The following is a 22,330-nucleotide window of genomic DNA, read 5'->3' on the forward strand; positions in this document are numbered from 1 at the left end:
AAGGGGTGAAGTGCTCATGCATGACGAAGATATGCAAATTCAAGATGATCTTCCTGGGCCGGTTCCCGGAAGTACAAGTACAGGAGATGAGCCCAGTTCTCCTGAATCTAAGTCTACTGGAGAAGATAGGGCATCATCCCAAGAGCACACGAAGCAAGCTAAAGAAGATGCCCCTTTAAGGGAATCAGCTAGTTCATCTTCAAACTCCTCTGCTACAGGGACTTCAAAAAAAGAAGCAGAACAATCGGAAAATATAGAAGAGTCCATCGTGTATTGGCAGGGTAAAGATGAAGTCAGTGACCAATTAGAAGTAACCAAAGAGACGCTGACTCAAGTGATGGGACTAGGTGAAAGTTTTGACGTGGATTTTCGTGAAATGGCTTTTGGCGGTCGAAAGACAGGACTGCTCTTTATTAATAGCTTCGCGAAGGACAATATCATCCAAGAGATTATCAAACGCTTAACTTACCTTACACCGGAGTCTTTATCTAGCGGAGCAGTAGATGCCTTCTTCAGTTGTTATATTCCACACATGCAGGTCGAGAAGATAGACAAGCTGAGCAGTGTATTAAATAAGGTGCTTACCGGCAATAGCGCCCTCTTCATTGAGGGAGAAAACACAGCGATTGTGATGGATACCCGGACCTTTCCTGTGCGTGGACCCGAAGAGCCATCGCTTGAGCGAGTGGTTCGGGGGGCCAGAGATGGCTTCACTGAGACGTTACTTTCCAATGTGGCTCTCATTCGGCGACGGTTACGGGATCCGGGTCTAAAATTTGAAGTACTCCAAGTGGGCCGAAGAACACGTATGGACGTAAGTATCGCTTATATCGATGATATTGTAGATAAAATTCAGGTAGAAAGCATACGAACCAAGATTAAAGCGATCGACATCGATGGTATCCCTTTGGCAGATAAACAACTCGAAGAAGCCGTTGTAGGAAAAGGATGGAATCCCTATCCGCTCGTACGTTATTCGGAACGTCCTGACGTCGTGGCTTCTCATCTGCTAGAAGGTCGACTCGTCCTTTTGGTGGATACCTCACCCAGTGCGATGATTTTGCCGACGACCTTCTTTGATTTGTGTCAGCATGCGGAGGAGAATCGACAGACAGCTACGATGGGAACTTATTTAAGATGGGTGAGATTCTGTGGAATATTAGCCTCCTTGTTCCTGCTCCCCCTTTGGCTACTCATGGTTGTACATCCTGAACTTAAACCTCCAGCACTTTCGTTCATTGGTCCTCAAGCGCAAGCGAAAATCCCTTTGATTATGCAGTTTCTTCTTGTGGAATTTGGAGTGGATTTGATGCGCATGGCTGCCGTTCATACCCCTACTCCTTTGGCATCTGCCATGGGTTTAATCGCTGCCATTCTCGTGGGGGATATCGCTGTAAAAACAGGCCTTTTTGTCAATGAGGTGGTACTGTATATGGCGGTGGCAGCGATAGGGATGTTCGCCACGCCGAGTTATGAATTGGGACTTGCAAATCGGTTAATTCGATTGTTCCTTCTTGTCGCTGTAGCTATTTTCGGAGCCCCTGGACTAGTCGGAGGGGTAACGCTGTTTATATTGCTGCTGACTATTCGTCGTTCGTACAACTCTTCGTATTTGTGGCCGTTCATTCCATTTAATGCAAAAGCATTATTGTCTGTTTTGATCAGGGTTCCCGTCCTTTATGCCAAACAGCGCCCGTCTTTCAACAAAACTAGAGATAACACCCGTCTGAAAGTGAAAAAAGAGAAGTAATCCGTCTGATAAATAACACAAATCAAATGCGCAAAAATCCATTATTCTGGACAGGTATGTTTGCTATACTAATGTCAAAATCAGATATATCGGAGGATTGCCAGATGTTTTTACATGGTACAAGTACAATTAATGCACAAGGTCACCTCGAAATTGGAGGTTGCGATACAGTAGAACTGAAAGAACAATATGGTACACCTCTTTATATTGTAGACGAGGCGCTCGTTCGTCAGCGTAGTCGTGAATATGTGGAAGCGTTCAAAGCTTCTGGACTGTCTTTCCAAGTGGCCTATGCAAGTAAAGCTTTCTGTACGCTTGCGATGTGCCGACTAGCTGAAGAAGAGGGTCTTTCGCTAGATGTCGTATCTGAGGGAGAACTACACACGGCACTAGAAGCAGGCTTCCCGGTTCAGCGTATCCATTTTCATGGCAATAATAAGACACCTGAAGAGATCCAAATGGCGATTACTGCGGGAATTGGATGTTTTGTCGTTGATAACTTCATCGAGATTCATCTGCTAAATGCCATAGCTAAAGACAACGGAGTAAAGGTAAATGTTCTGCTTCGTGTAACCCCTGGGGTTGAAGCCCATACGCACGAATATATTTCGACAGGTCAGACCGATTCCAAGTTCGGTTTTGATATTGGAAATGGTTCTGCTTATGAAGCCGTAAGTCTCGCTGCATCCCAGTCCAATTTGAATTTGCTTGGTTTGCATTCACATATCGGATCTCAGATCTTCGAAGTTGAAGGCTTCCAAATGGCGGTAGAGCGTGTAGCTGCTTTTGCTGTAAAAGTAAAACAAGAAACGGACGTTACCTTCCAAGTGGTCAATTTAGGCGGAGGGTTCGGTATTCGCTACATGGATGGGGATACGCCGCTGAAAGTATCGGAGTATGTTAAAGCTATTACGGACGCTGTGAAAGAACATTTTGCTGCTGCTTACACTACTCTTCCAGAAATTTGGGTGGAGCCAGGCCGTAGCATTGTTGGGGATGCGGGAACGACGCTTTATACCGTGGGTACTAGCAAAGATATTCCTGGTGTCCGTAAATATGTAGCTGTTGATGGTGGAATGACCGACAATCCGCGCCCCGCTTTGTATGAATCCAAGTATGAAGCTACATTAGCTAACCGTGCTAATGATTCAGTTGAGGAGACTGTATCTATTGCGGGTAAATGCTGTGAGAGTGGAGATATGCTGATTTGGGATGTAGAGCTTCCAAAAGTGAACACGGGAGATCTACTCGCGGTATCCTGTACAGGAGCCTATAACTATGCCATGGCTAGTAATTACAACCGAATTCGTAGACCCGCAGTTGTATTCGTAAATGAAGGTCAAAGTGATATCGTGGTGCGCAGAGAATCATTGAATGATATTGTTGCGAACGACCTGATCCCGGCTAGAATTCAAAAACAACCGTCATTGAACGCTTAAACAGAAGGAGCAGATGCCTTACGCATCTGCTTTTTTGATTCATATCAGGCATGTTAGCAGAGTCTTCTTACTTCGTTCTTCCTCCTAACATTGCATCTAGTATAGCTAATGAAGTAAAATCAATAGGTAAACTTTATATGAAGCAGGATAAATCAAGCAAACAAAGGGAAGTGAAACCAAATGAAAAAAGGTAAAATTGTTCTTGAAAATGGTGGAGAAGTACTTATCGACTTTTTGCCAGAAGAAGCACCAAACACAGTAGCTAACTTTGAAAAATTAGCGAACAGCGGTTTCTATAACGGACTTAGCTTTCACCGGGTTATCCCTGGTTTTGTAGCTCAAGGTGGCTGTCCTACAGGTAACGGAACAGGTGGCCCAGGATACACTATTGATTGCGAAACTTCAACAAACACAACGAAGCATGCGAAAGGTGTTCTTTCCATGGCTCATGCAGGCAAAAACACAGGCGGTAGCCAATTCTTCATCTGCTACGGACCTCAACCTCACTTGGATGGCGTACACACAGTATTCGGTGCAGTAACGCAAGGTATGGAATTCATTGACGCTGCTAAACAAGGCGATAAGATGAAAGAAGTTACTGTCTGGGAAGAATAGTAATTGTAGACAAAAACCACTTAAGGAGTGATCCTTAAGTGGTTTTTCTGTCTTTCTCCAGACTTTAATACAACAGGCCCAGATATTATTTTAAAAGATTCGTTTAAAGTAACAGCAACTTCAGTCAAGCCAAATACAATTGGTTTTACATTTGAAAGATTTAAATACCTGAGAAAGATAAGGCATATAATTTTGAAATTCATTGGAGTGAAATTTCTTTAAATAAAATGGAAAAAATCGTAGTCACAGTGAAAGTTATCTAATACATGTTTGTGACATGATTTGAAACATAACTGAATTCTCTTCGTGTAACTACATATGCTATTCAATACATATAGGGGGTAAGAATTAGTGTCTAACAGAGAAAGCACAACCCGAGGAGCTTTAATATGGTCAGGTAGAACATGTACAATTTTGGGACTACCCATTTCATTTACGAAATACTTTGTATATGAAAAAAGGCTAGTGACTAGACGAGGTTTTTTAAATGTAGTAGAAGATGAGTTAGACTTTTATAAAGTACTTGATAAGAGTATTACTCTACCATTTTGGCAACGTATATTTGGTTGTGGATCTATTCTTCTGAATGTAGCCGATGTAGATACACCCATAAAAGAGCTAAAGTCAATAAAAGCTCCTCGCGAAGTCTATAGTCATATTGATAATATTGTTACAAAATTTGCGATGAATAATCCGCTACGTACGGCAGCGAATATTTTAGGTTCTGTAGATCAAGGTGAATCCTTTAATTAGCTAGTACGTATGTAGCTTTGGCATTATGTTTTTATCCATTAAGTAGAGCCATGCATTGAATTACAATGTACCCTTCGAAGGATTCTCATCCTACGAAGGTTTTTTATCGTGTAATTTTTTTTAGTTTGGAATTTTGGGCAGAACGAATAAAAAAAATTACGGGAACCTCTTGTGAAATATACGGCTTTCCCTTATATTTCAATTACACAAAATTACTTAATAGGCAATATGACAGAGGAGGTATGTTTTGTGTTATTAAGCAGCTATCGGGCCAAAGCACGGGAGTTAGGTGGAGAAGCCTGCAGAGTTATTAACCAGCTATTAGATGAGTTAGAGAAAGAGAGGGAGATCACTAGCGGCAAGAAATTACCTCCTTTACTCGGGAGCAAAGAAGTCGCAGAAAGAATTGAAATCGATCCAAAGAACCTGCACCATACTCGTAAAACGAAGTTCTTTCCAGAACCAAATACTTGTGTGGGTAAAAGACCGCTGTGGGCTGAAGAAACAATAAATCAATATTTGGACAAGTTATCCGAATGGCGAGACAAAAAGAATAATTAGTGTGGAGGCGTCATGAATGTCGCTAGAGCCTTTAGGGTTCATGGTATTTTCGACAATTGAAACATTTGCTTGGTACTACCTAAGCATGTCCCTTTTTAGATACAAACCTAATGAATACACATGGCAAGCATTATTTATTATATTACTAATGAATTTACAGAGTTTTGTACTAAGAAACGAGTATGACCTTTCATACATGGTACCCGTTATTAGTATTCTGTTGTTCACATTTTTTTATAGAACCGTTGTCAAAATACCTTTGATTGGTGCTTTCTCACTTACGATAGCAGGTTTCCTCATATTTGGTATTGTTCAAACGGCACTATTGATAGCGATATTTGGTTCTATTGCTGAGGCAATGCGAATTCCTATAAATGGTTACATAGGCCAATTTTCTACCGGCGTAGTCGTTATTGGAATATCACATTTCATCTATAAGCTCAGATTTGGCTTTACTTTTGATTTCGAGAAGGTGCGGTTAAAATCAGAGGATATTGTTCTATTAGCACTAATGTTTATATTTCTCATCGCCATAACAGTCATATTATTTTTAAATGAAATATGGCTAAATATTATCTTCTTTACAGTAGCTTTATCTTTTTTGCTGTTTTATGCGGTAATAAAGGAGAAAGATGAGTTTGATTGAAACTATGGCTTTACACATTGCGACGGGGATCAAACGATTGGTCCCTGAGCATCCAGCTTCAATTGCTGTATTAAAACATGCATTAGGCATCTTGATTAATACATTCATGATTATTGGGCTATGTATATTCATATCTAAGTGGATTGGAACAATACCTGAAATGCTCATGATTTTAGTTGCTTTTCCCGGTTTGCGCATGGTATCTGGGGGCATCCACTTAAAATCAGGGATGAAGTGTGTGCTGATAACTACTGCGGCATTTGTGATCCTTTCATTGTTAACTTTTAGTTATAGCGTAGTCGTTGTGTTAAATATATTAAATATAATTCTTGTCTTTCTATTTGCACCTTCAGATATCGAGAAGCAATCCAGAATTAAATCTAGACATTATCCGAAATTAAAGCTAGCTTCAACTCTCATCGTGGCGATAAATCTCCTTATTGGATCTCCTACGTTAGCCGTATCTTTTCTTCTCCAAGCGCTGACTCTAGTTCCATGGAAGGAGGTGAAATGAATGATGAGATCCTTTGTTTTTAAAGCTGCTACTTGGTTGTCTGCATTAGCGATACTAACAGTAAAGCCGGCGAGTGTACTGTACTTATACAGTGGTGAAACGCCAGATGAACTCTTAGTATAGAAATTCATAATCTATAAGTATTACAATGTTCCTGTTATTAGGTTATGAACAAAAGTTCCCTTTTGGGAATGTATACCCTTTATATCTCACTGAATTTCATCGATAGTACATACAACATTAGAGCTATATACGCAGTGGGTTCGTCTAGATATTGAACATCTACGTTAAATAGCAGAAGATTTAATTTTAGCTTGTTATTGAGGTAATACGGTCAGAGTAATGAAGAGGATGATATTCTCAAATTAGGTAGCTCTGGTGGTACACATTGAGTGCCTTATCTCTGTATTGCGTTGTCTAAAAAAGAGGGATATAGTCTTTATATTCATGGTTTAACGAGTTGAGATGCGCTGACCAAAAATTGGAAAATACCAGTGAGGACTGAGCTTTACTATCTTTAGAATGTTAATCATTGGGCTGGGATTACCCTAGTTGGCTAGTGTGCATTTCATGCTCTTAGAAACCACTGGAATAGCCATAAGGGTTGGTACGTCCGCATTTTTTAGGAATTGTGATTACGAAGGAGATCAAGCAGGCCTTGGATAGGGGCTGTAAGGAAGGCAGGCAATAAAGGATGAATATAGGCTTGCTACAACAAAGATGACAAACTTGACTAAACAGTTAAAATAGTGCTTATTTAATGTAGGGCCCGTATGTGCGGGCGCTGCATTTTTTATTTTGGGTGGAGGAGCAGCAAGTGACCGTACTTTATAAGCTGGAGACTTTTGAAGGACCGCTGGATTTACTGCTTCATTTAATTGATCAAGCAGAAATAGATATTCAGCATATCTCAATCAGCGACATTACCGATCAATATTTACTATATTTACACAGTATGCAGGAACTTGAACTAGAGATTACAAGTGAATTTCTGGTGATGGCGGCTACTCTTTTATCGATGAAGAGTAAGCTTCTCCTACCCAAGCCGCCCGTCATTGAGATAGAAGAATTCTATGATGACTATGAAGAAGAAGAGGATCCTCGGGAGGAACTCATTCGGAAGCTGATTGAATATCGCAAATATAAAGGCATAGCGGAACATCTTCATGACAAAGAGTGGGAGCGAAGTTTAATATTTTCAAAGGAGCCGGAGGACTTAAGTCCGTTCATGCCTGAGATTGTAGAGAATCCGGTAAAAGGGCTTCATGCTGGGGATTTGATCGCTATGTTCCAAAAGGCAATTCGCAAAGCTGCCAAACGCAATATTGTCACGCGTATACACCGGGATGAGATCTCAGTTAAAGATCGGATTCGTGATGTGGTGACTACTTTGGAACAATCAGGCCGAGGTGGCCGAGTGATGTTCTCAACATTAATTCATATCTCAATGGACCGACACGAGATCGTTGTAACTTTTTTAGCCATTTTAGAGCTGATGAAGATGAGACAAATTGTCTGTTACCAGGACAGGCTGTTTGAAGATATTGTGATGGAGTGGAGAGGAGAAGGAAAGTTAGATGGATTATCAGAAACTGAAATCAATTATTGAGGGTTTACTCTTCCTGGCAGGAGATGAGGGACTAACTGTTAGACAGCTGTCTGAAGTACTAGATCAGCCGAATGATGTCATTATAGATGCACTAAAAGATCTCAAAAAGGCTTTTAAAAAAGCAGGACGTGGATTGCAAATTATTCAGATTGCCGGCGGCTACCAAATGGCTACGATTCCGGAACATGCTCCTTATTTTGAAAAGTTAGCTTACTCACCTTCACGCTCTTCGCTTTCTCAAGCTGCTTTGGAGACCTTGTCTATCGTTGCTTATCGTCAGCCAATTACAAGAGTAGATGTCGAAGAGATTCGAGGAGTAAAGTCGGAAAGAGCAATACATACTTTGGTCAATAAAGATCTGATTGAAGAGATAGGCAGAGCAGAAGCAATTGGACGGCCTATTTTATACGGAACTACCAAAGCTTTCTTAGATTACTTTGGACTCGGAAGTCTTGTGGACCTTCCCGATATGGAAGAGTTCGATAATCAAGAGAATCTTGAAGAAGAGACGCAGCTGCTCTTTCAGAAGCTCGAGGAACAACAAATTACGTTTGATGACGTGAAGGAAAGTCCCCAAGTGGATACAGAAATTGCAGTATCTTTAGATGATCAAAGCTGGGTTGCGGATCAAAAGTAAGGTTTGAAATCTTGGAATTCTGTTGAACTGAAAAGGATACCCCAAAAAAAACCGCTTATTAATGAGCGGTTTTTTTTTCCTTTTTATGAATGGTTTTCTTATCCTAGCGCCATACTAATCTATAGTTTCTATTTAAAGGCAGGATGGGGGGTGTGCAATCTTGTGGATTTGGATAGGGGGAGGGGTGCTCATTATAGCAGTACTCCTCTTTGCGGTGATGATGACCCAAATCAGGCTGACCCTGAATATTGTGAAGAAAAATAAAGATGATACCATCATTGTGGAAGCTAAAGCTTTAGCAGGTATGATCAAATATCAATATGAAATTCCTTCAATCATCTTCAAAGATATGCAAGAGGGAGTTGTTGTCGAGGAAAAAGCCCAAGATAACTTCATAAAAAGGCATCATTCCGAGGAGAAACAAAATATTGATAAAGCGCAGGTAGAGGACTGGCGAGATAAATTTAGAAGGATTTTACAGGCAACCAAAGATATCAAGATGTGGCTTTTTCAAACGTTACGTCATGTGAAAGTAACTCATTTGGATTGGACTACTGAAATTTGTCTAGATGCTGCCGACCAGACGGCCATACTTGCGGGAAGTCTATGGGCCCTCAAATGCAGTTTAATTGGTGGGTTATCCTATCTGTTGCAAATGGAGACGGCACCTAAGCTTCATATTATTCCGCTGTTTGGGTTGAAACCTCAAATTTCCACAAAAATGACTTGCATAGCACAAATTCGGTGTGGATATGCTATGTATGCTGGACTAGTGCTTATAGTTCGTGTGTTAAAAGTGAAAGGAGGAATTAAGAAATGGCAGAGCATCCTATTCAAGGGCTAATGCAAACAGCTCTAGAAAACATTAAAGAGATGGTTGATGTAAATACGATCGTAGGTGAGGCCGTAGAAACTCCGGATGGTAGCGTGATCCTTCCTATAAGCCGGGTTGGTTTTGGGTTTGCGGCTGGAGGTAGTGACTTTAACATTGATGAGAAATTTGCTCAAAGTCCTACCAGTACAACAGAAGGTAAATCCCGTCCATTTGGTGGTGGTAGCGGGGGTGGGGTCTCCATTAATCCGATTGCTTTCCTCGTTGTAGGCAAGCAGGGCGTACATGTCGTACCTTTGGATAATCAGACTCATGTTGTAGAAAAAATGATTGATGCTGTCCCTAACATTATTGATAAAATTCAGACGATGATTGCTTCGGGAAGCAGTAAATCATCAACCTCGTCGAATTCTTCTTCGACTTCTGTACCACCTGAACAAATCAATGTGACAGTAAAAGAATCTTCCACCAGTCAAAGTCAATACGGGCATAATTTATAAGCTGCCCCTAGTGGACAAGAAGTCATGATCCCTTCCGGCACTTGCGGAAGGGATTTTGCATTCAAAGGTGGACATACTCCCTTGTCTAACGGCATATAAATCTATAATAGGATTGAAACCTAACGCGGAGGAATGGAAGCATGTACACAACTAGAGCATTTAAGCATAGTTTAGCTTGGATTTTAACAAGCGTAATGTTGGTCCTGCCTTCTCAAGCATGGGGGGCCGATAATAAGCTTCCCCCTAACCCAGGGACGCATGCTAGAGCAACATCCTTAATCGATGTAACATCGGGTAGATTATTGTACAGTGTCCGTGGAGATGAAATTCTGCCTATTGCTAGTCTGACGAAGATTATGACCGCTATAGTTGCCATTGAACAAGGGCAGATGGATGAGAAAGTTAAAGTAACGAAGCAATCCTTCGCAAAAGAAGGATCGTCCATTTATTTAAGACTTGGTGAGGAAATGACGCTAGAGAACATGCTGTACGGACTGATGCTTCGTTCAGGCAATGATGCAGCATCTGCTATTGCAGAACATATTGGAGGATCGGAAGAAGGATTCGTCTATTTGATGAATCTGAAGGCAGAGGCGCTTGGTTTGACGCATTCCCATTTTGCTAACCCGCATGGTCTGGATGCCAAGACGCACTATTCTTCGGCAAATGATTTGGCCAAGCTAACGGCTTATGCGCTGAGGAATCCTAAATTTAGCAAAATCGTGAGTACTCCGATGAGAACTGCTCCTAATCCGAATGATCCATGGGATTACAAATGGGCGAATAAGAACAAAATGCTCCGGTTGTATGAAGGTGCAGACGGGGTAAAGACCGGATTCACTAAAATTGCGCGAAGATGCTTGGTAAGCTCGGCTACACGTAATCAGCAACAACTCGCAGTGGTTACCATCAATGATGGGGATGACTGGAATGATCATGCGAAGCTTCTGGATTTTGGGTTCAAATATTATCCGCTGAAGACTCTTGTTGAGCAAGGACAAGTCGTAGCAGGCACGACTTGGGTGACAGGGACTTCGTTCAAATATCCACTGTGCGAGGGAGAAGAACAATATATTTCTAAGAAGGAAGTGACTATTGCACCAGGTATTGCTCAATTTAACTATCGAGGTAAATTAGAGCTGCAATTGCAAGGCGCTCCTATAGGGGAGGTCCCTTTATTCGAGAAGGCTTTAATAGAACCGAATAGTCTTCATCCATAGGCTTGGGGGAGGGGAAACTATGGTTAATAAAATATGGCTTGCTTTTATTTTAATTGGATTTGGTTTTGCTGCGGCCAAAGGTAATATCAACGTAGTTACAGAAGCGGCATTTGAAGGGGCGAAAACAGGGGTTACTGTCTGTTTTGGCTTAATCAGCATTATGGTCTTCTGGTTAGGAATTATGAGGCTTGCTGAGGACTCTGGTCTTGTCAAAGGAATATCCAAACTGATGGGTCCCGTCGTGGGTTATCTATTTCCCGATGTTCCGAAAAACCACCCGGCGATGGGCTACATATTATCGAACATGAGCGCCAACTTGCTCGGATTAGGAAATGCGGCAACACCCATGGGCATTCGGGCCATGCAAGAATTGCAGACTTTGAATCCAGATAAAGAAACGGCAACGCCTGCTATGTGCACTTTGTTGGCTTTAAATACAGCAAGTATTACGCTAATTCCCACGACACTCATAGCGATTCGTCTTAATTTTGGTTCAGCCAATCCTGCAGAAATTGTAGGCAGCACTCTGCTTGCAACGATGGTTGCAACATTAGCAGCCATTGGTGCGGATCGATGGTACCGAAGACGAGCGTGGAAGCACACGCCGCCTCCCCTTCATAAGACCCCTGCTCCTATACGAACGACAGGAGGGTGATTGTCCATGATGAGTTGGATTCATGTGCTCTCAGCATGGGCCGTTCCTATGATGATTGCATTTATCCCACTGTATGCGTTCATGCGTAAGGTTCCCGTATACGAGACTTTTGTCGATGGAGCCAAAGATGGATTCAGTACAGCGGTTAGCATTATTCCTCATCTCGTAGGCATGATGGTGGCGATTAGTATCTTTCGAGCCTCGGGAGCTATGGATTTTTTTACGGGTTGGATTGCTCCCTTGATGATGAAGCTTGGTGTTCCCACTGAGGTATTGCCGCTTGGTTTTCTCCGGCCGCTGACAGGCACAGGTTCCTTAGCGTTCACGACAGATTTGATCAAGACATATGGACCTGACTCCATGATTGGACGAATAGCCTCCACGATTCAAGGAAGCACCGACACTACCTTTTATGTATTGACGGTATACTTTGGGGCGGTAGGCATTAAAAACGGAAGATATGCTTTGAAAGTAGGTTTGTTCTCAGATTTGGTTGGATTTATTGCAGCGATTGCGGTATGTCTATTGCTGTTCTCTTAAGGCCTTAGTTCCTAGCCCTCTTCGGAGGGCTATTGTGATTTTGGGGCCTAATAGGTATCATTAGGATGAGGTGACCTATAGACAATGGAAAGATTACAGAAAATTTTGGCTCAGGCTGGTATTGCATCCCGCAGGAAGTGCGAGGAACTTATTCTTGCAGGCAAGGTGCAATTGAACGGAGAGACCGTAACTGAGCTTGGTACCAAAGCAGATCCTGCTGTAGATGAAATTACAGTCAACGGAAAATCCGTTGGAGTAGAGAAGAAGTTATACATTCTTTTCAACAAACCTAAAGGTGTCATTACAAGCGCTTCGGACGATAAAGGCCGCAAGATTGTTACGGATTACCTAAAAGGCGTGAACGAACGGGTATTCCCGGTTGGCCGTCTTGATTATGATACAGAAGGATTGCTCTTGCTTACAAATGATGGGGATTTTGCTTATCTATTAACTCATCCTAAGCATCATGTACCTAAGACTTATCTAGCTACCGTAAAAGGAGTTCCCCATGGCACGCTGTTGGATAAGCTTAAGCAGGGGGTTATGTTGGAAGATGGTATGACGGCTCCAGCTGAACTTGATTATTATGATATTGAGCCTGGGGAGAAACAATCCACCATCCGTATCACTATCCATGAAGGCCGTAATCGTCAGGTACGCCGGATGTTTGAATCCATTAACCATCCCGTAACCCGTCTGAAGAGGATTTCTTTTGGAGAGCTGCATTTAGGCAATATGAAACGTGGATTGTATCGACATCTGGACAAGCAAGAAGTAGAAGAGCTCATGCGTAATGCGAAGAAAGCAGATAAGCCTAGAAAACAGATCAAGTCGGACACATAATCTTCAAATTAAGTTACAGAAATTGTGGCATTTTTCGTTATAATATTCATAGGATATTCACTAAATGTCCATGATTTGTTATATCCAATTGTCATAGAGAAGGAGCCACAACTTTATGAAGAGATACAGACGTCCGGTGCAAATCGTGATTCTGTTCTTCATAGTGATATTAGGCGGCTACGCAATCGGTTCGGCTGTGTTAGGTTCACACGACAAGCCGGAGGTTGGCGATAAGCCGCCTTCTTTTGCACTGCTAGGCATTGATGGCAGTGTCCACCATCTGGAGGACTATGAAGGAAAAGCTATGGTTATTAATTTTTGGGGCACATGGTGCAAGCCCTGTGTGAAAGAAATGCCTGCACTTCAAGCACAGTGGGAGAAGTGGAAGGACAAAGGTGTGGTTATTCTTGGAATTAACGCAGGTGAGGATCAGATGACGGTGCAGAATTTCGTGGATCAGCGAGGGGTCAATTTCCCTATTGTGCTGGATTCAGATAGTGATGCGGTTCGTGATTTTGGAATCTCCCCTTTACCCACGACTTTTTTTGTAAGCGCTAAAGGCAAAATAACCTCCATTCATACAGGTGAGCTGGATCTGGAGACTTTAGGTAATCAGATTGAGCAGTTGGTTCAGCCATAATGAGAAGAGGGGGCATAGCGTTATGATTATCAACACTAAATGTGAATGTGGACATCAAAATCGTGTAGGTACCGTATTGTGCGAGGCTTGCGGCAAACCATTGTTCGAGCCCGACGGACAGGGTAACCTGCTTGAAATGCGCTATGACGGGGCAGCTCGTCGATCTCAGCGTGCAAATCCAACCTGGATTGATCGGATTTGGAACTTCTTTTCTTCTGTAAAAGTAGCCATATATCTTATTATCCTTACCTTGCTCGGGGCGATGCTGGGAACCATCTATCCTCAGGAGAGTACCTTTATTAATCTTTCAAATCCGGGTGACTATTATAAGACTACCTACGGTACATTGGGACATATTTATTATATTTTAGGATTTTCAGATACCTATAATTCTTGGTGGTTCATTCTTTTATTGGTGCTAATAGGTTCTTCACTGGTCATTTGCAGCTTGGACCGGATTCTACCTTTGTATAAGGCCCTCTCCAAGCAGAAAATTCAAAAGCATATGGAATTTTTGACTCGCCAGAAGATTGTGTACCAAGGGGATATTGAAGGTTCACCCCAAGAGTGGATTACCCGCGCTAGACCTTTCCTCAAGAAGAAAGGGTATCGTGTTCATACCGAACCGGATGCATTGCTAGCTGAGAAGCAACGATTTAGTCGTTGGGGGCCTTATATTATTCATATCGGTCTGATTATTTTCCTTCTAGCTGTATTATTTCGAGGGATGCCGGGATTACATATGGATGAATACGTTAGCTTCCCCGAAGGCGAAATTAAGCACATTCCTAATACGACGATGTATCTGAAAAATGAGCAGTTTACCGTTGAATATTACAGTGAGAAAGAGTTGCCTACTGAGTTTCAAGGCACAGGGAAAATGCTTCCAAAATTGTTCCAGACCAAAGCGGTGTTGTATGAATGTACTGCAACTTGTAATGACCCTTCGAAAAAGCCAGTACTCAAAGAAGTTCTCCGTCATGATATTGAGGTGAACAAGCCGCTTAGTTACAAAGGACTGAAAGCCTATCAATATGATTTCGATATGACACCGAAACTGCGTTCTGTTCAACCGGTACTCGTGAACAAAGTCACTGGTGAACACTATGGCAAATTCAAACTAGACATGATGAATCCACAAAGATCTTATACATTAGGTCCTTATACATTAGAACTAAAAAACAAATACATGGATTTCATGCTGAATGATGATGGGGAGCCTTCTTCCAAATCACCCAATCCGAATGCACCGGCATTTTTGTTCGTGGTGAAGGGACCTGACCTTCCGAAGGAAGGATCTCAGTATATTTATTTCCCCAAGCAGATAGATAAAGAAGAATTTCAACAGGATCTAATCAACGAGAAGCTAGGCGGACTAGAAAAGAAGCTGGAGCTTGATGTTCTGGCCATGGGCGATGTTGATTTTGCTAAATCTACTACATTCTTGAATATTCGTACAGACCGCGCAATGCCTTTCGTGTGGATTGGCCTAGGCATTGTGATGCTAGGACTTGTTCTTGGATTCTATTGGACTCACCGACGTATTTGGCTGCGTGTCGATCAGGGGAGAGTTACACTGGGCGGACATACCACAAAAAACTGGTTTGGGATGCGTAGGGAAATTTCTTCGTTCCTGAAACAGATGGGCATCACGATTGATGAGAAGTCTCTGGATAATGGGAGGAACAAAGGATGAGTTCATTCGATTTATTAGAAATCAGTAAACATGCTTTTATGTACAGCTTCTTCATTTATTGTGCCTCATTCATCTTTTTTGCTGTAGCCGTAATGGGAAGAAATTGGAGCAACCGTAATCCCGAACAACATATGCGGAAGTGGGGAAGAATAGCCTTTACCACATCATCCATTGGACTAGCAGGTCATTTACTTTATTTCGGTACACGCTGGGCAGGCGGAACGCATATCCCAGTCAGCAACATGTATGAATTTATGTCCTTTCTGTCGATGATGATTATGATTGCCTTCACGGTAGTATTTCTCATCTATCGCAAAACTACACTGGGTTTGTTCGCCCTTCCAATTGCTATTATAGTAATGGCCTACGCTGCCGTGTTTCCCAGAGAAGTACAGCCACTGATTCCATCGCTCAAATCCATTTGGTTGTATATCCACGTTACATTAGCGGCAACAGGAGAATCTTTTTTTGCTGTCGGTTTTGCGGCAGCATTTATGTACTTACTACGGACGGTTAACTTCAAAGGAACAGATAAGTCCGATCGTCGTCAGCGTAGATGGGTAGAATTCACGTTATTTTCTATTATTATTGTTATTGGCTTTATCGTAGCTGTTTTTGCTTTCCGTCTTGGGGGGTATGAGACCGTCTTCACTAGAGAACATGTGACTACAAGTGCAACAACGGGGGTCTCCACAAGTAAAGTGGAAAATGTAGCGTACACCATGCCTCCAATTATTGCTCCTTACGACAGTACCACAGACCACATGGAAAGTTTTATAGGCATCACTGAGCCCCTGTTCCATGCTCCTTCATGGATTGATGGAATTACGGCTGGCCGAAAGTTAAATACTATTGTATGGTCCATCCTCGCGGGCATAATTATTTATATTCTGTTAAGATTGATTATACGTAGATCATTGGGAGAACTCGTGTCTCCATTATTAAAAGGGTTAGATCCAGATGATTTAGATGAAATTAGTTACCGAGCTATTGCGATTGGGTTTCCGATCTTTACGCTAGGTGCATTAGTGTTTGCTATGATTTGGGCTCAGCAAGCTTGGGGCAGATTCTGGGGCTGGGATCCCAAAGAAGTATGGGCATTAATAAGCTGGCTATATTACAGTGCATACTTACATTTACGGTTATCACGCGGCTTCCAAGGGCGTAAAGCCTCATGGCTTGCGGTAATTGGCTTCCTTGTGATTATGTTCACCCTCGTAGGTGTAAATCTTGTAATAGCGGGTCTGCATTCTTATGCAGGAACGAACTGATACTTATAGAGTAACGGATCTCCTTATTAAAGGAGTGAAGTCGTAGATGGACGAAGGGATTGAGAGTGAAAATGTCAGATCATGTTGATCGTATTCTAGTTGTAGATGATGAAGAACGTATCCGGCGCCTGCTCAAGATGTATTTGGAAAAGGAAGGCTATGAGATTGATGAAGCTGAGGACGGTGAGACCGCCCTTCGCAAAGCAACTACGGGAGATTACGGCCTGATATTGCTGGATGTCATGCTTCCCGGTATAGACGGAGTTGAGGTGTGCAATCGCCTTAGACAAGTGAAATCTACACCTGTGCTTATGTTAACGGCTAAAGGGGAAGAGATTAATCGTGTTCAAGGTTTTGAAGTAGGGGCTGACGATTACGTTGTGAAGCCATTTAGCCCACGCGAGGTCATATACCGAGTAAAAGCGATTTTGCGTCGATCTTCAGCCACGGCATACTTGTCTAAAGAGACCAACACAAGCAACAATATCGTGTTTCCAAATCTGCTTATTGAACATGATGCACACCGTGTAACAGCTAGTGGGCAGGAAGTCAGTCTGACCCCTAAAGAATATGAATTACTCCACTATCTTGCAGTCTCCCCGGATAAAGTGTTCTCTAGGGAAGAATTGTTAAAAGATGTATGGAACTACGAGTTCTTTGGAGATTTACGTACAGTAGATACTCATGTCAAACGTCTTCGCGAGAAGCTGAACAAAGTCTCACCAGAATCAGCGGCGATGATTACTACTGTGTGGGGCGTCGGTTACAAATTAGAGGTGGCAAAATAAGTGCGGACCTTTTGGAGAACGCTTGTCGGCAAACTGTGGATCACGATCATATGTCTGGTCGCAAGTGTCCTCGTTATTCTCGGCTTGTTTCTACTTCCGTATATTGATGTTAATTTTGCCAACTCGGGTGCAATCAAGCAATTGTTCACCTTCGTCTCGATCATTGGGTTCTCTATGACCACCTTTTTTGCTCTGTTGTTGTTTAATAAGATCACTTTACCTATGCAACAGCTGATTCGTGCAGCAGATGCCGTGCGCAAAGGAAACTACGACACGCGCCTTTCTTTGAAGACTAGTGATGAAATTGGCGAGCTTGCAAATTCCTTTAATCATATGGCAGAGGAACTGGAGAATACCATTCGTAGTCTGAAGCATGAGAAGGAGCACTTAGCCAGCGTCTTGCGGAGCATGAATGATGCCGTGATTACCTTAGATACACAAGGGGAAGTTATTCTTACTAACCCGCCGGGTGAGTTAGTACTTCAATCTTGGATAGGTCTAACAGATGCCAAGCTCAATACGCAAAATCTAATTACGGAATTACCAGGCGGCCAGCACCGGGCGGAACGTATGCTTGTTCCAGAACCGCTTCATCCAATGTTTCGTAGTGTTCTGAATCAAGAAGGGGATCAGAGTGGAAATGTTCATGTGAAACAGGCAGTCTGGTCTGTTCATATGGCCCCCCTGGCTTCGGACGGAAGTATCAGAGGAGCGGTGGCCGTTCTTCGGAACGTAACGGAAGAAGTGCAGCTTGAGAAAATGCGCCGAGATTTTGTAGCCAATGTCTCTCACGAGATCCGTACTCCATTGTCCATGATGCAAGGTTATAGCGAAGCGTTGCTTGACGGTATGGCCTCATCACCAGAAGAGAGTGAAGAATTGGTACAAGTTATTCATGATGAATCACTTCGTATGGGGCGACTTGTCAAAGATCTTCTGGATCTGGCACGTATGGAGGCAGGTCATACCGACATTCTCATGCGTCCACTTGACGTAAAAGAGCTTCTGGAAAGGGTATATCGGAAGTTTAGCGTACGGGCCAAAGATCGTGAGATTGATCTTAGACTTTCCTGTACGGAAGAAGAATGTATCCTGGAAGAAGCCAATGAAGATCGACTGGAACAAGTGTTCACGAACCTACTAGATAACGCATTTAGACATACACCTAGTGGGAAGCGCATTGAGATTGTGGCCAGTCGACGGTTGAACGACTTGATTGTTGAGATTCGAGATGAGGGTGTGGGTATTCCGCCAGATGACCTCCCCTTTATCTTCGAACGATTTTACAAGGCAGATAAGGCAAGGGTCCGTGAGGAATCAGGGGGAACCGGTTTAGGCTTAGCCATTGTCAAAAATATTGTTGAAGCTCATCACGGTGCAATTACAGCAATTAGCTCTGTAGGACAGGGTACGACCTTCAAAGTCCAGCTACCTGTCGAAAGACATCAATCTTAGCGTCTTATGACTATGAGCGAGTATTCTTGTTGAATGCCGTAGTTTAATATTGTTCAACGTGGAACATCTATCTGGCTCGATATTAGAAAGAGTTGCATCCCTTGAGGAATGCAACTCTTTTTTTGATTATTATTATTTACTTAAAAGTGCAATTTCCTGAGCTGTATTCACTTCTGGAAGCTGAACTAGCTCTTCGAGAACCTTTTTAGGAACTTCTTTATCTACACTTAGAACCATGATCGCCTCGCCGCCTACTGTCTTGCGTCCGACTTGCATCGCCGCGATATTCACATCATTATTCCCTAGCAGCGTACCCACTTTACCGATGATACCCGGCTTATCATGGTGAGAGATATAGATCAAGTGACCGGTAGGTTCCAAATCAACGGTGAATTTATTAATCTGGACGATGCGTTCCCCGTACCCTGCTAATAATGTACCTCCTACGATCGATTCTTCTCCATTCTCAAGCTTTAGGGCCACACTAATCAGGTTAGTAAATCCTTTGGTTGTAGCCGATTTGGAGACCACTATATTTACTTGACGTGCCTTGGCTAGATGCATCGAGTTAACGATGTTCACGTCGGAACCAAAGTGACGTGATAACACCCCTTTAAGGATATGACGAGTCAAAGGTTGTGTATCTACTTCGGAAAGATCTCCTGCATAGTTCACGACGATTTCTTGTATTGCGGCGTTCGTAATTTGCGCAGCTACTGTACCCAATTTCTCGCCAAGTACAAAGTAAGGTTGAAGTTTGCTCATGACGCTTGGCGCAACTGGAGGTATATTTACTGCATTTTTAAAGGGCTCGTCCCTTAAAATGTGCAGGACTTGTTCCGATACATCAATCGCTACGTTTTCTTGCGCTTCGACGGTAGAAGCACCCAGATGAGGAGTAACAATTATTTTCGGATTATTCAGGAAAGGGTGGTCCGGTTGAGGTGGCTCATGTTCGAATACATCAAAGGCAGCACCGGCAACAATACCTTGATTCACTGCTTCCACAAGAGCATTCTCATCAATCACGCCGCCTCGTGCACAGTTAATAATGCGCATACCCTTTTTCATTACGGCAAATTGATCCGTGCTGATAATACCGCGTGTTTCGGGAGTAAGAGGGGTATGAACAGTAATAAAATCCGCATTTCGTACAATATCGTCTACACTGGCTAACGTGATGCCCATTTTTTCCGCACGTTCTTCGGTAAGGAAAGGATCAAAGCCAAGGACTTCCATGCCAAAAGCTTTTGCCCGCTTAGCCACTTCGCTACCAATCCGTCCCATTCCAAGCACGCCGAGCGTCTTGTGATGAAGTTCAACACCAAGGAAAGACTTACGATCCCATACACCACTTACCGTTTTGGCATAGGCTTGGGGGATATGGCGAGCAAGAGCCATCATCATAGCAAAAGCATGCTCACAAGTTGTAATCGTATTACCATCAGGCGCATTGATTACAATAATCCCGCGCTGCGTTGCCGCTTCAAGATTAATATTATCGACCCCAACACCAGCTCGTCCTACCACTTTTAAGCGTTCACCCGCAGCTAGAATTTTGTCAGTTACCGTAGTTTGGCTCCGTACTAGCAGTCCATCGTATTCAGGAATGATTTGAATGAGTTCTTCTTCGCTAAGTCCTATCTTCTTCTCCACAACAACATCATCTGCATCCACAAGCTTCTGAATCCCCAAGTCACTGATTGGGTCTGACACTAGTACTTTAAACATGGTTTCTTATCCCCCTCCAAAATGTGTGAACTTTGTACAGTATAATTAAAAGGCCTGCCTGTGGGCGTTATGCCTTAAAATACTCCTTTAATTCATTATAGTGGCAGCGCGGAAAAGGATACATATGTGATTCTTCTTATACAAGGGGAAATTTTGCTTTTATTACAACAAAAAAAACCCCAAATCACATACTACTACCGTAGTAAGGGACGAGAAGTTCATCGTGGTACCACCCTAATTCACCAAACCTTCACAGGTTTAGCCTCCATTGTCATAACGACAGAATTGATAACGGAATTCCTCCGATCACACCTACTATAATTCAGTGTAATGACTCAGGAATGCTAAAATTCGTGTTCAAGCTACCGATTTGCAGCAATCACCGGCTCTCTGTAAGCTTGCTAGACGATTTTGTTTCCTTCAACGTGTTTTGAGAGATAACTAATTTTTTCATAATGTATCATAAGCCGCCAAAGAGTGTCAATATAGAATCGTATAGTTCGGGCGTTCCTTGAATTAAGTGACAAGATTCGGTATGATTTTCATATCTCAACTCAAAGGAAATCACATACCATGAAAAAGTTCAAATGGGGCCAAGTTAAAATTAGACGAATTGAAGCAGATCAACTAACAGAGAAGTTATTATTAATAAATCTTTATATTACACAGGTTGTTACCCTTTTGATTGGTTTAGTGATTCTCTTTTTCCAGAAACAAAACATTTTTCATATCATTGCATGGCCTACAGATATATCTTTCCTTTATTGGGGAGGAGGATTAGCGGGTCTGATCTTTATCATTGATTTGTTGCTATCTAAAGTTATACCTGAAGAGAGTATGGATGACGGCGGCATTAATGATATGATTTTCAAAAATAGACCCGTTTGGCATATTATCTTGATTGCGGCAGTAGTTGCTATATGTGAAGAAGTTTTATTTCGCGGAGCAGTACAGCATTCAATTGGCATCTACTGGACAAGTATTGTTTTTGCAGTCATCCACATTCGATATTTGAAGCATTGGATCCCAACAGGATGGGTGTTTCTTAGTAGTTTTGCTCTAGGATATATTTATAATGTAACGGGAGTGTTATGGGCGCCAATTTTATGCCATTTTGTGATTGACTTGGTGTCTGGTCTGATTATTCGTTTTCGGAGGGACAAATGAAAGAACGCTTGAGCAGAATGGAGCGGTACAGCCGCCAGCAACCTAAGATAAGAGCGCTACAGGATACAAGTCCTAAGGATATAGACAATTTGCCTAAGCTAACTCGGAGTCAAAGAATTGTAAATAAAGAACAGACAATTCGTAAGGAGAAACAAGCCCTCTCTAGAAAGTCGGCTGGAGCTTTGCATGAGTTACAATCCGCTTATCAAGAATCAGCAGTAACTACAGATGAAGCATTGCTAGCGGATGATATGCCTTCTCGGCGAGAAGTATTTCCATCACAACGTTTGAAATGGACTCGTTGGTTTTTTAATTCATTAGTATTTATATTTATTGCCTTATTAATCTTATTATTTTTCTGGGGCATGCAGCATTCCGTCTGGGGCGTAAATGCCCTGCAGCAAAAAAATAACTCACCAAAGTAAATCTATAAAAAATTATGAAAATGACCAAAAAGAGCAGCCCATT

Annotated in this window: 24 protein-coding genes and 1 other annotated feature; of the genes, 23 read left to right on the top strand and 1 reads right to left on the bottom strand. The window is 42.4% G+C overall.

Annotation, left to right across the window (positions count from 1 at the left end; all coding sequences use genetic code 11):
* The first annotated feature begins 31 nt into the window (after positions 1-31).
* The 21 genes from J2Z69_RS02505 (at position 32) to J2Z69_RS02605 (ending at position 18,964) form a co-directional block, all read left to right on the top strand.
* Positions 32-1,750, top strand: a complete 1,719-nt coding sequence (locus J2Z69_RS02505; RefSeq protein ID WP_209860447.1) for a spore germination protein — start codon at positions 32-34, stop codon at positions 1,748-1,750.
* Between the two features lie 104 nt (positions 1,751-1,854).
* Positions 1,855-3,189, top strand: coding sequence for a diaminopimelate decarboxylase (lysA, locus tag J2Z69_RS02510; protein WP_209858846.1), 1,335 nt, complete (start codon positions 1,855-1,857; stop codon positions 3,187-3,189).
* Between the two features lie 180 nt (positions 3,190-3,369).
* The gene (locus J2Z69_RS02515; RefSeq protein WP_209858848.1) at positions 3,370-3,804 is read left to right on the top strand and encodes a peptidylprolyl isomerase; all 435 of its coding nucleotides are present in this window, start codon (positions 3,370-3,372) and stop codon (positions 3,802-3,804) included.
* Between the two features lie 351 nt (positions 3,805-4,155).
* Positions 4,156-4,557 (top strand): PH domain-containing protein, encoded by a 402-nt coding sequence (locus J2Z69_RS02520; RefSeq protein WP_209858850.1) that lies wholly within the window; start codon positions 4,156-4,158, stop codon positions 4,555-4,557.
* 249 nt (positions 4,558-4,806) lie between these two features.
* Complete coding sequence (locus J2Z69_RS02525) at positions 4,807-5,118, top strand: hypothetical protein (RefSeq protein WP_209858852.1); 312 nt, start codon at positions 4,807-4,809, stop codon at positions 5,116-5,118.
* A 16-nt stretch (positions 5,119-5,134) separates the two neighbouring features.
* The gene (locus J2Z69_RS02530) at positions 5,135-5,764 is read left to right on the top strand and encodes a hypothetical protein (protein ID WP_209858854.1); all 630 of its coding nucleotides are present in this window, start codon (positions 5,135-5,137) and stop codon (positions 5,762-5,764) included.
* The gene (locus J2Z69_RS02535; RefSeq protein WP_209858856.1) at positions 5,757-6,278 is read left to right on the top strand and encodes an accessory gene regulator ArgB-like protein; all 522 of its coding nucleotides are present in this window, start codon (positions 5,757-5,759) and stop codon (positions 6,276-6,278) included. Before J2Z69_RS02530 ends, J2Z69_RS02535 begins: the two co-directional genes overlap by 8 nt.
* On the top strand, positions 6,279-6,401 hold the full coding sequence (locus tag J2Z69_RS02540; RefSeq protein ID WP_209858858.1) for a cyclic lactone autoinducer peptide: 123 nt from the start codon (positions 6,279-6,281) through the stop codon (positions 6,399-6,401).
* A gap of 694 nt (positions 6,402-7,095) precedes the next feature.
* Complete coding sequence (locus J2Z69_RS02545) at positions 7,096-7,887, top strand: segregation and condensation protein A (protein ID WP_342591545.1); 792 nt, start codon at positions 7,096-7,098, stop codon at positions 7,885-7,887.
* Positions 7,856-8,524, top strand: a complete 669-nt coding sequence (scpB, locus tag J2Z69_RS02550) for an SMC-Scp complex subunit ScpB (protein ID WP_209858862.1) — start codon at positions 7,856-7,858, stop codon at positions 8,522-8,524. The genes J2Z69_RS02545 and scpB overlap by 32 nt, the downstream gene beginning before the upstream one ends.
* Positions 8,525-8,684: 160 nt before the next feature.
* Complete coding sequence (locus J2Z69_RS02555; protein WP_209858864.1) at positions 8,685-9,368, top strand: DUF2953 domain-containing protein; 684 nt, start codon at positions 8,685-8,687, stop codon at positions 9,366-9,368.
* The gene (ytfJ, locus tag J2Z69_RS02560; RefSeq protein WP_209858866.1) at positions 9,341-9,856 is read left to right on the top strand and encodes a GerW family sporulation protein; all 516 of its coding nucleotides are present in this window, start codon (positions 9,341-9,343) and stop codon (positions 9,854-9,856) included. The genes J2Z69_RS02555 and ytfJ overlap by 28 nt, the downstream gene beginning before the upstream one ends.
* Positions 9,857-9,996: 140 nt before the next feature.
* On the top strand, positions 9,997-11,076 hold the full coding sequence (locus J2Z69_RS02565) for a D-alanyl-D-alanine carboxypeptidase family protein (protein WP_209858867.1): 1,080 nt from the start codon (positions 9,997-9,999) through the stop codon (positions 11,074-11,076).
* 19 nt (positions 11,077-11,095) lie between these two features.
* The gene (locus J2Z69_RS02570) at positions 11,096-11,731 is read left to right on the top strand and encodes a nucleoside recognition domain-containing protein (protein ID WP_209858868.1); all 636 of its coding nucleotides are present in this window, start codon (positions 11,096-11,098) and stop codon (positions 11,729-11,731) included.
* 6 nt (positions 11,732-11,737) lie between these two features.
* On the top strand, positions 11,738-12,271 hold the full coding sequence (locus tag J2Z69_RS02575) for a spore maturation protein (RefSeq protein ID WP_281069362.1): 534 nt from the start codon (positions 11,738-11,740) through the stop codon (positions 12,269-12,271).
* 84 nt (positions 12,272-12,355) lie between these two features.
* Positions 12,356-13,114, top strand: a complete 759-nt coding sequence (locus J2Z69_RS02580) for a pseudouridine synthase (RefSeq protein ID WP_209858869.1) — start codon at positions 12,356-12,358, stop codon at positions 13,112-13,114.
* Positions 13,115-13,229: 115 nt separating this feature from the next.
* Positions 13,230-13,754 carry a thiol-disulfide oxidoreductase ResA gene (resA, locus tag J2Z69_RS02585; protein WP_209858870.1) on the top strand — a complete coding sequence of 175 codons (525 nt, stop codon included), beginning with the start codon at positions 13,230-13,232 and terminating at the stop codon, positions 13,752-13,754.
* 22 nt (positions 13,755-13,776) lie between these two features.
* Positions 13,777-15,450, top strand: a complete 1,674-nt coding sequence (resB, locus tag J2Z69_RS02590) for a cytochrome c biogenesis protein ResB (RefSeq protein WP_209858872.1) — start codon at positions 13,777-13,779, stop codon at positions 15,448-15,450.
* Entirely contained in the window at positions 15,447-16,721 is a 1,275-nt protein-coding gene (gene ccsA / locus J2Z69_RS02595; protein WP_209858876.1) for a cytochrome c biogenesis protein CcsA, read from the top strand. The genes resB and ccsA overlap by 4 nt, the downstream gene beginning before the upstream one ends.
* Positions 16,722-16,792: 71 nt before the next feature.
* On the top strand, positions 16,793-17,509 hold the full coding sequence (locus J2Z69_RS02600) for a response regulator transcription factor (RefSeq protein ID WP_209858878.1): 717 nt from the start codon (positions 16,793-16,795) through the stop codon (positions 17,507-17,509).
* Positions 17,510-18,964 carry an ATP-binding protein gene (locus tag J2Z69_RS02605; RefSeq protein ID WP_209858880.1) on the top strand — a complete coding sequence of 485 codons (1,455 nt, stop codon included), beginning with the start codon at positions 17,510-17,512 and terminating at the stop codon, positions 18,962-18,964.
* Between the two features lie 132 nt (positions 18,965-19,096).
* Here the strand turns inward: J2Z69_RS02605 and serA are convergent, their stop codons facing one another.
* A complete protein-coding gene (gene serA, locus J2Z69_RS02610) occupies positions 19,097-20,695 on the bottom strand; it encodes a phosphoglycerate dehydrogenase (RefSeq protein WP_209858882.1) in 1,599 nt (532 codons plus the stop codon).
* A gap of 202 nt (positions 20,696-20,897) precedes the next feature.
* Positions 20,898-21,128: a binding site (T-box leader), on the bottom strand.
* 140 nt (positions 21,129-21,268) lie between these two features.
* Here serA and J2Z69_RS02615 point away from each other — a divergent pair.
* Together J2Z69_RS02615 and J2Z69_RS02620 are read left to right on the top strand one after the other, a co-directional pair.
* Entirely contained in the window at positions 21,269-21,862 is a 594-nt protein-coding gene (locus tag J2Z69_RS02615) for a CPBP family intramembrane glutamic endopeptidase (RefSeq protein WP_209858884.1), read from the top strand.
* A complete protein-coding gene (locus J2Z69_RS02620; protein WP_209858887.1) occupies positions 21,859-22,287 on the top strand; it encodes a hypothetical protein in 429 nt (142 codons plus the stop codon). The genes J2Z69_RS02615 and J2Z69_RS02620 overlap by 4 nt, the downstream gene beginning before the upstream one ends.
* Positions 22,288-22,330 lie beyond the last annotated feature (43 nt).

The sequence above is a fragment of the Paenibacillus shirakamiensis genome, from assembly GCF_017874255.1.
GTDB classification, from domain to species: domain Bacteria; phylum Bacillota; class Bacilli; order Paenibacillales; family Paenibacillaceae; genus Fontibacillus; species Fontibacillus shirakamiensis.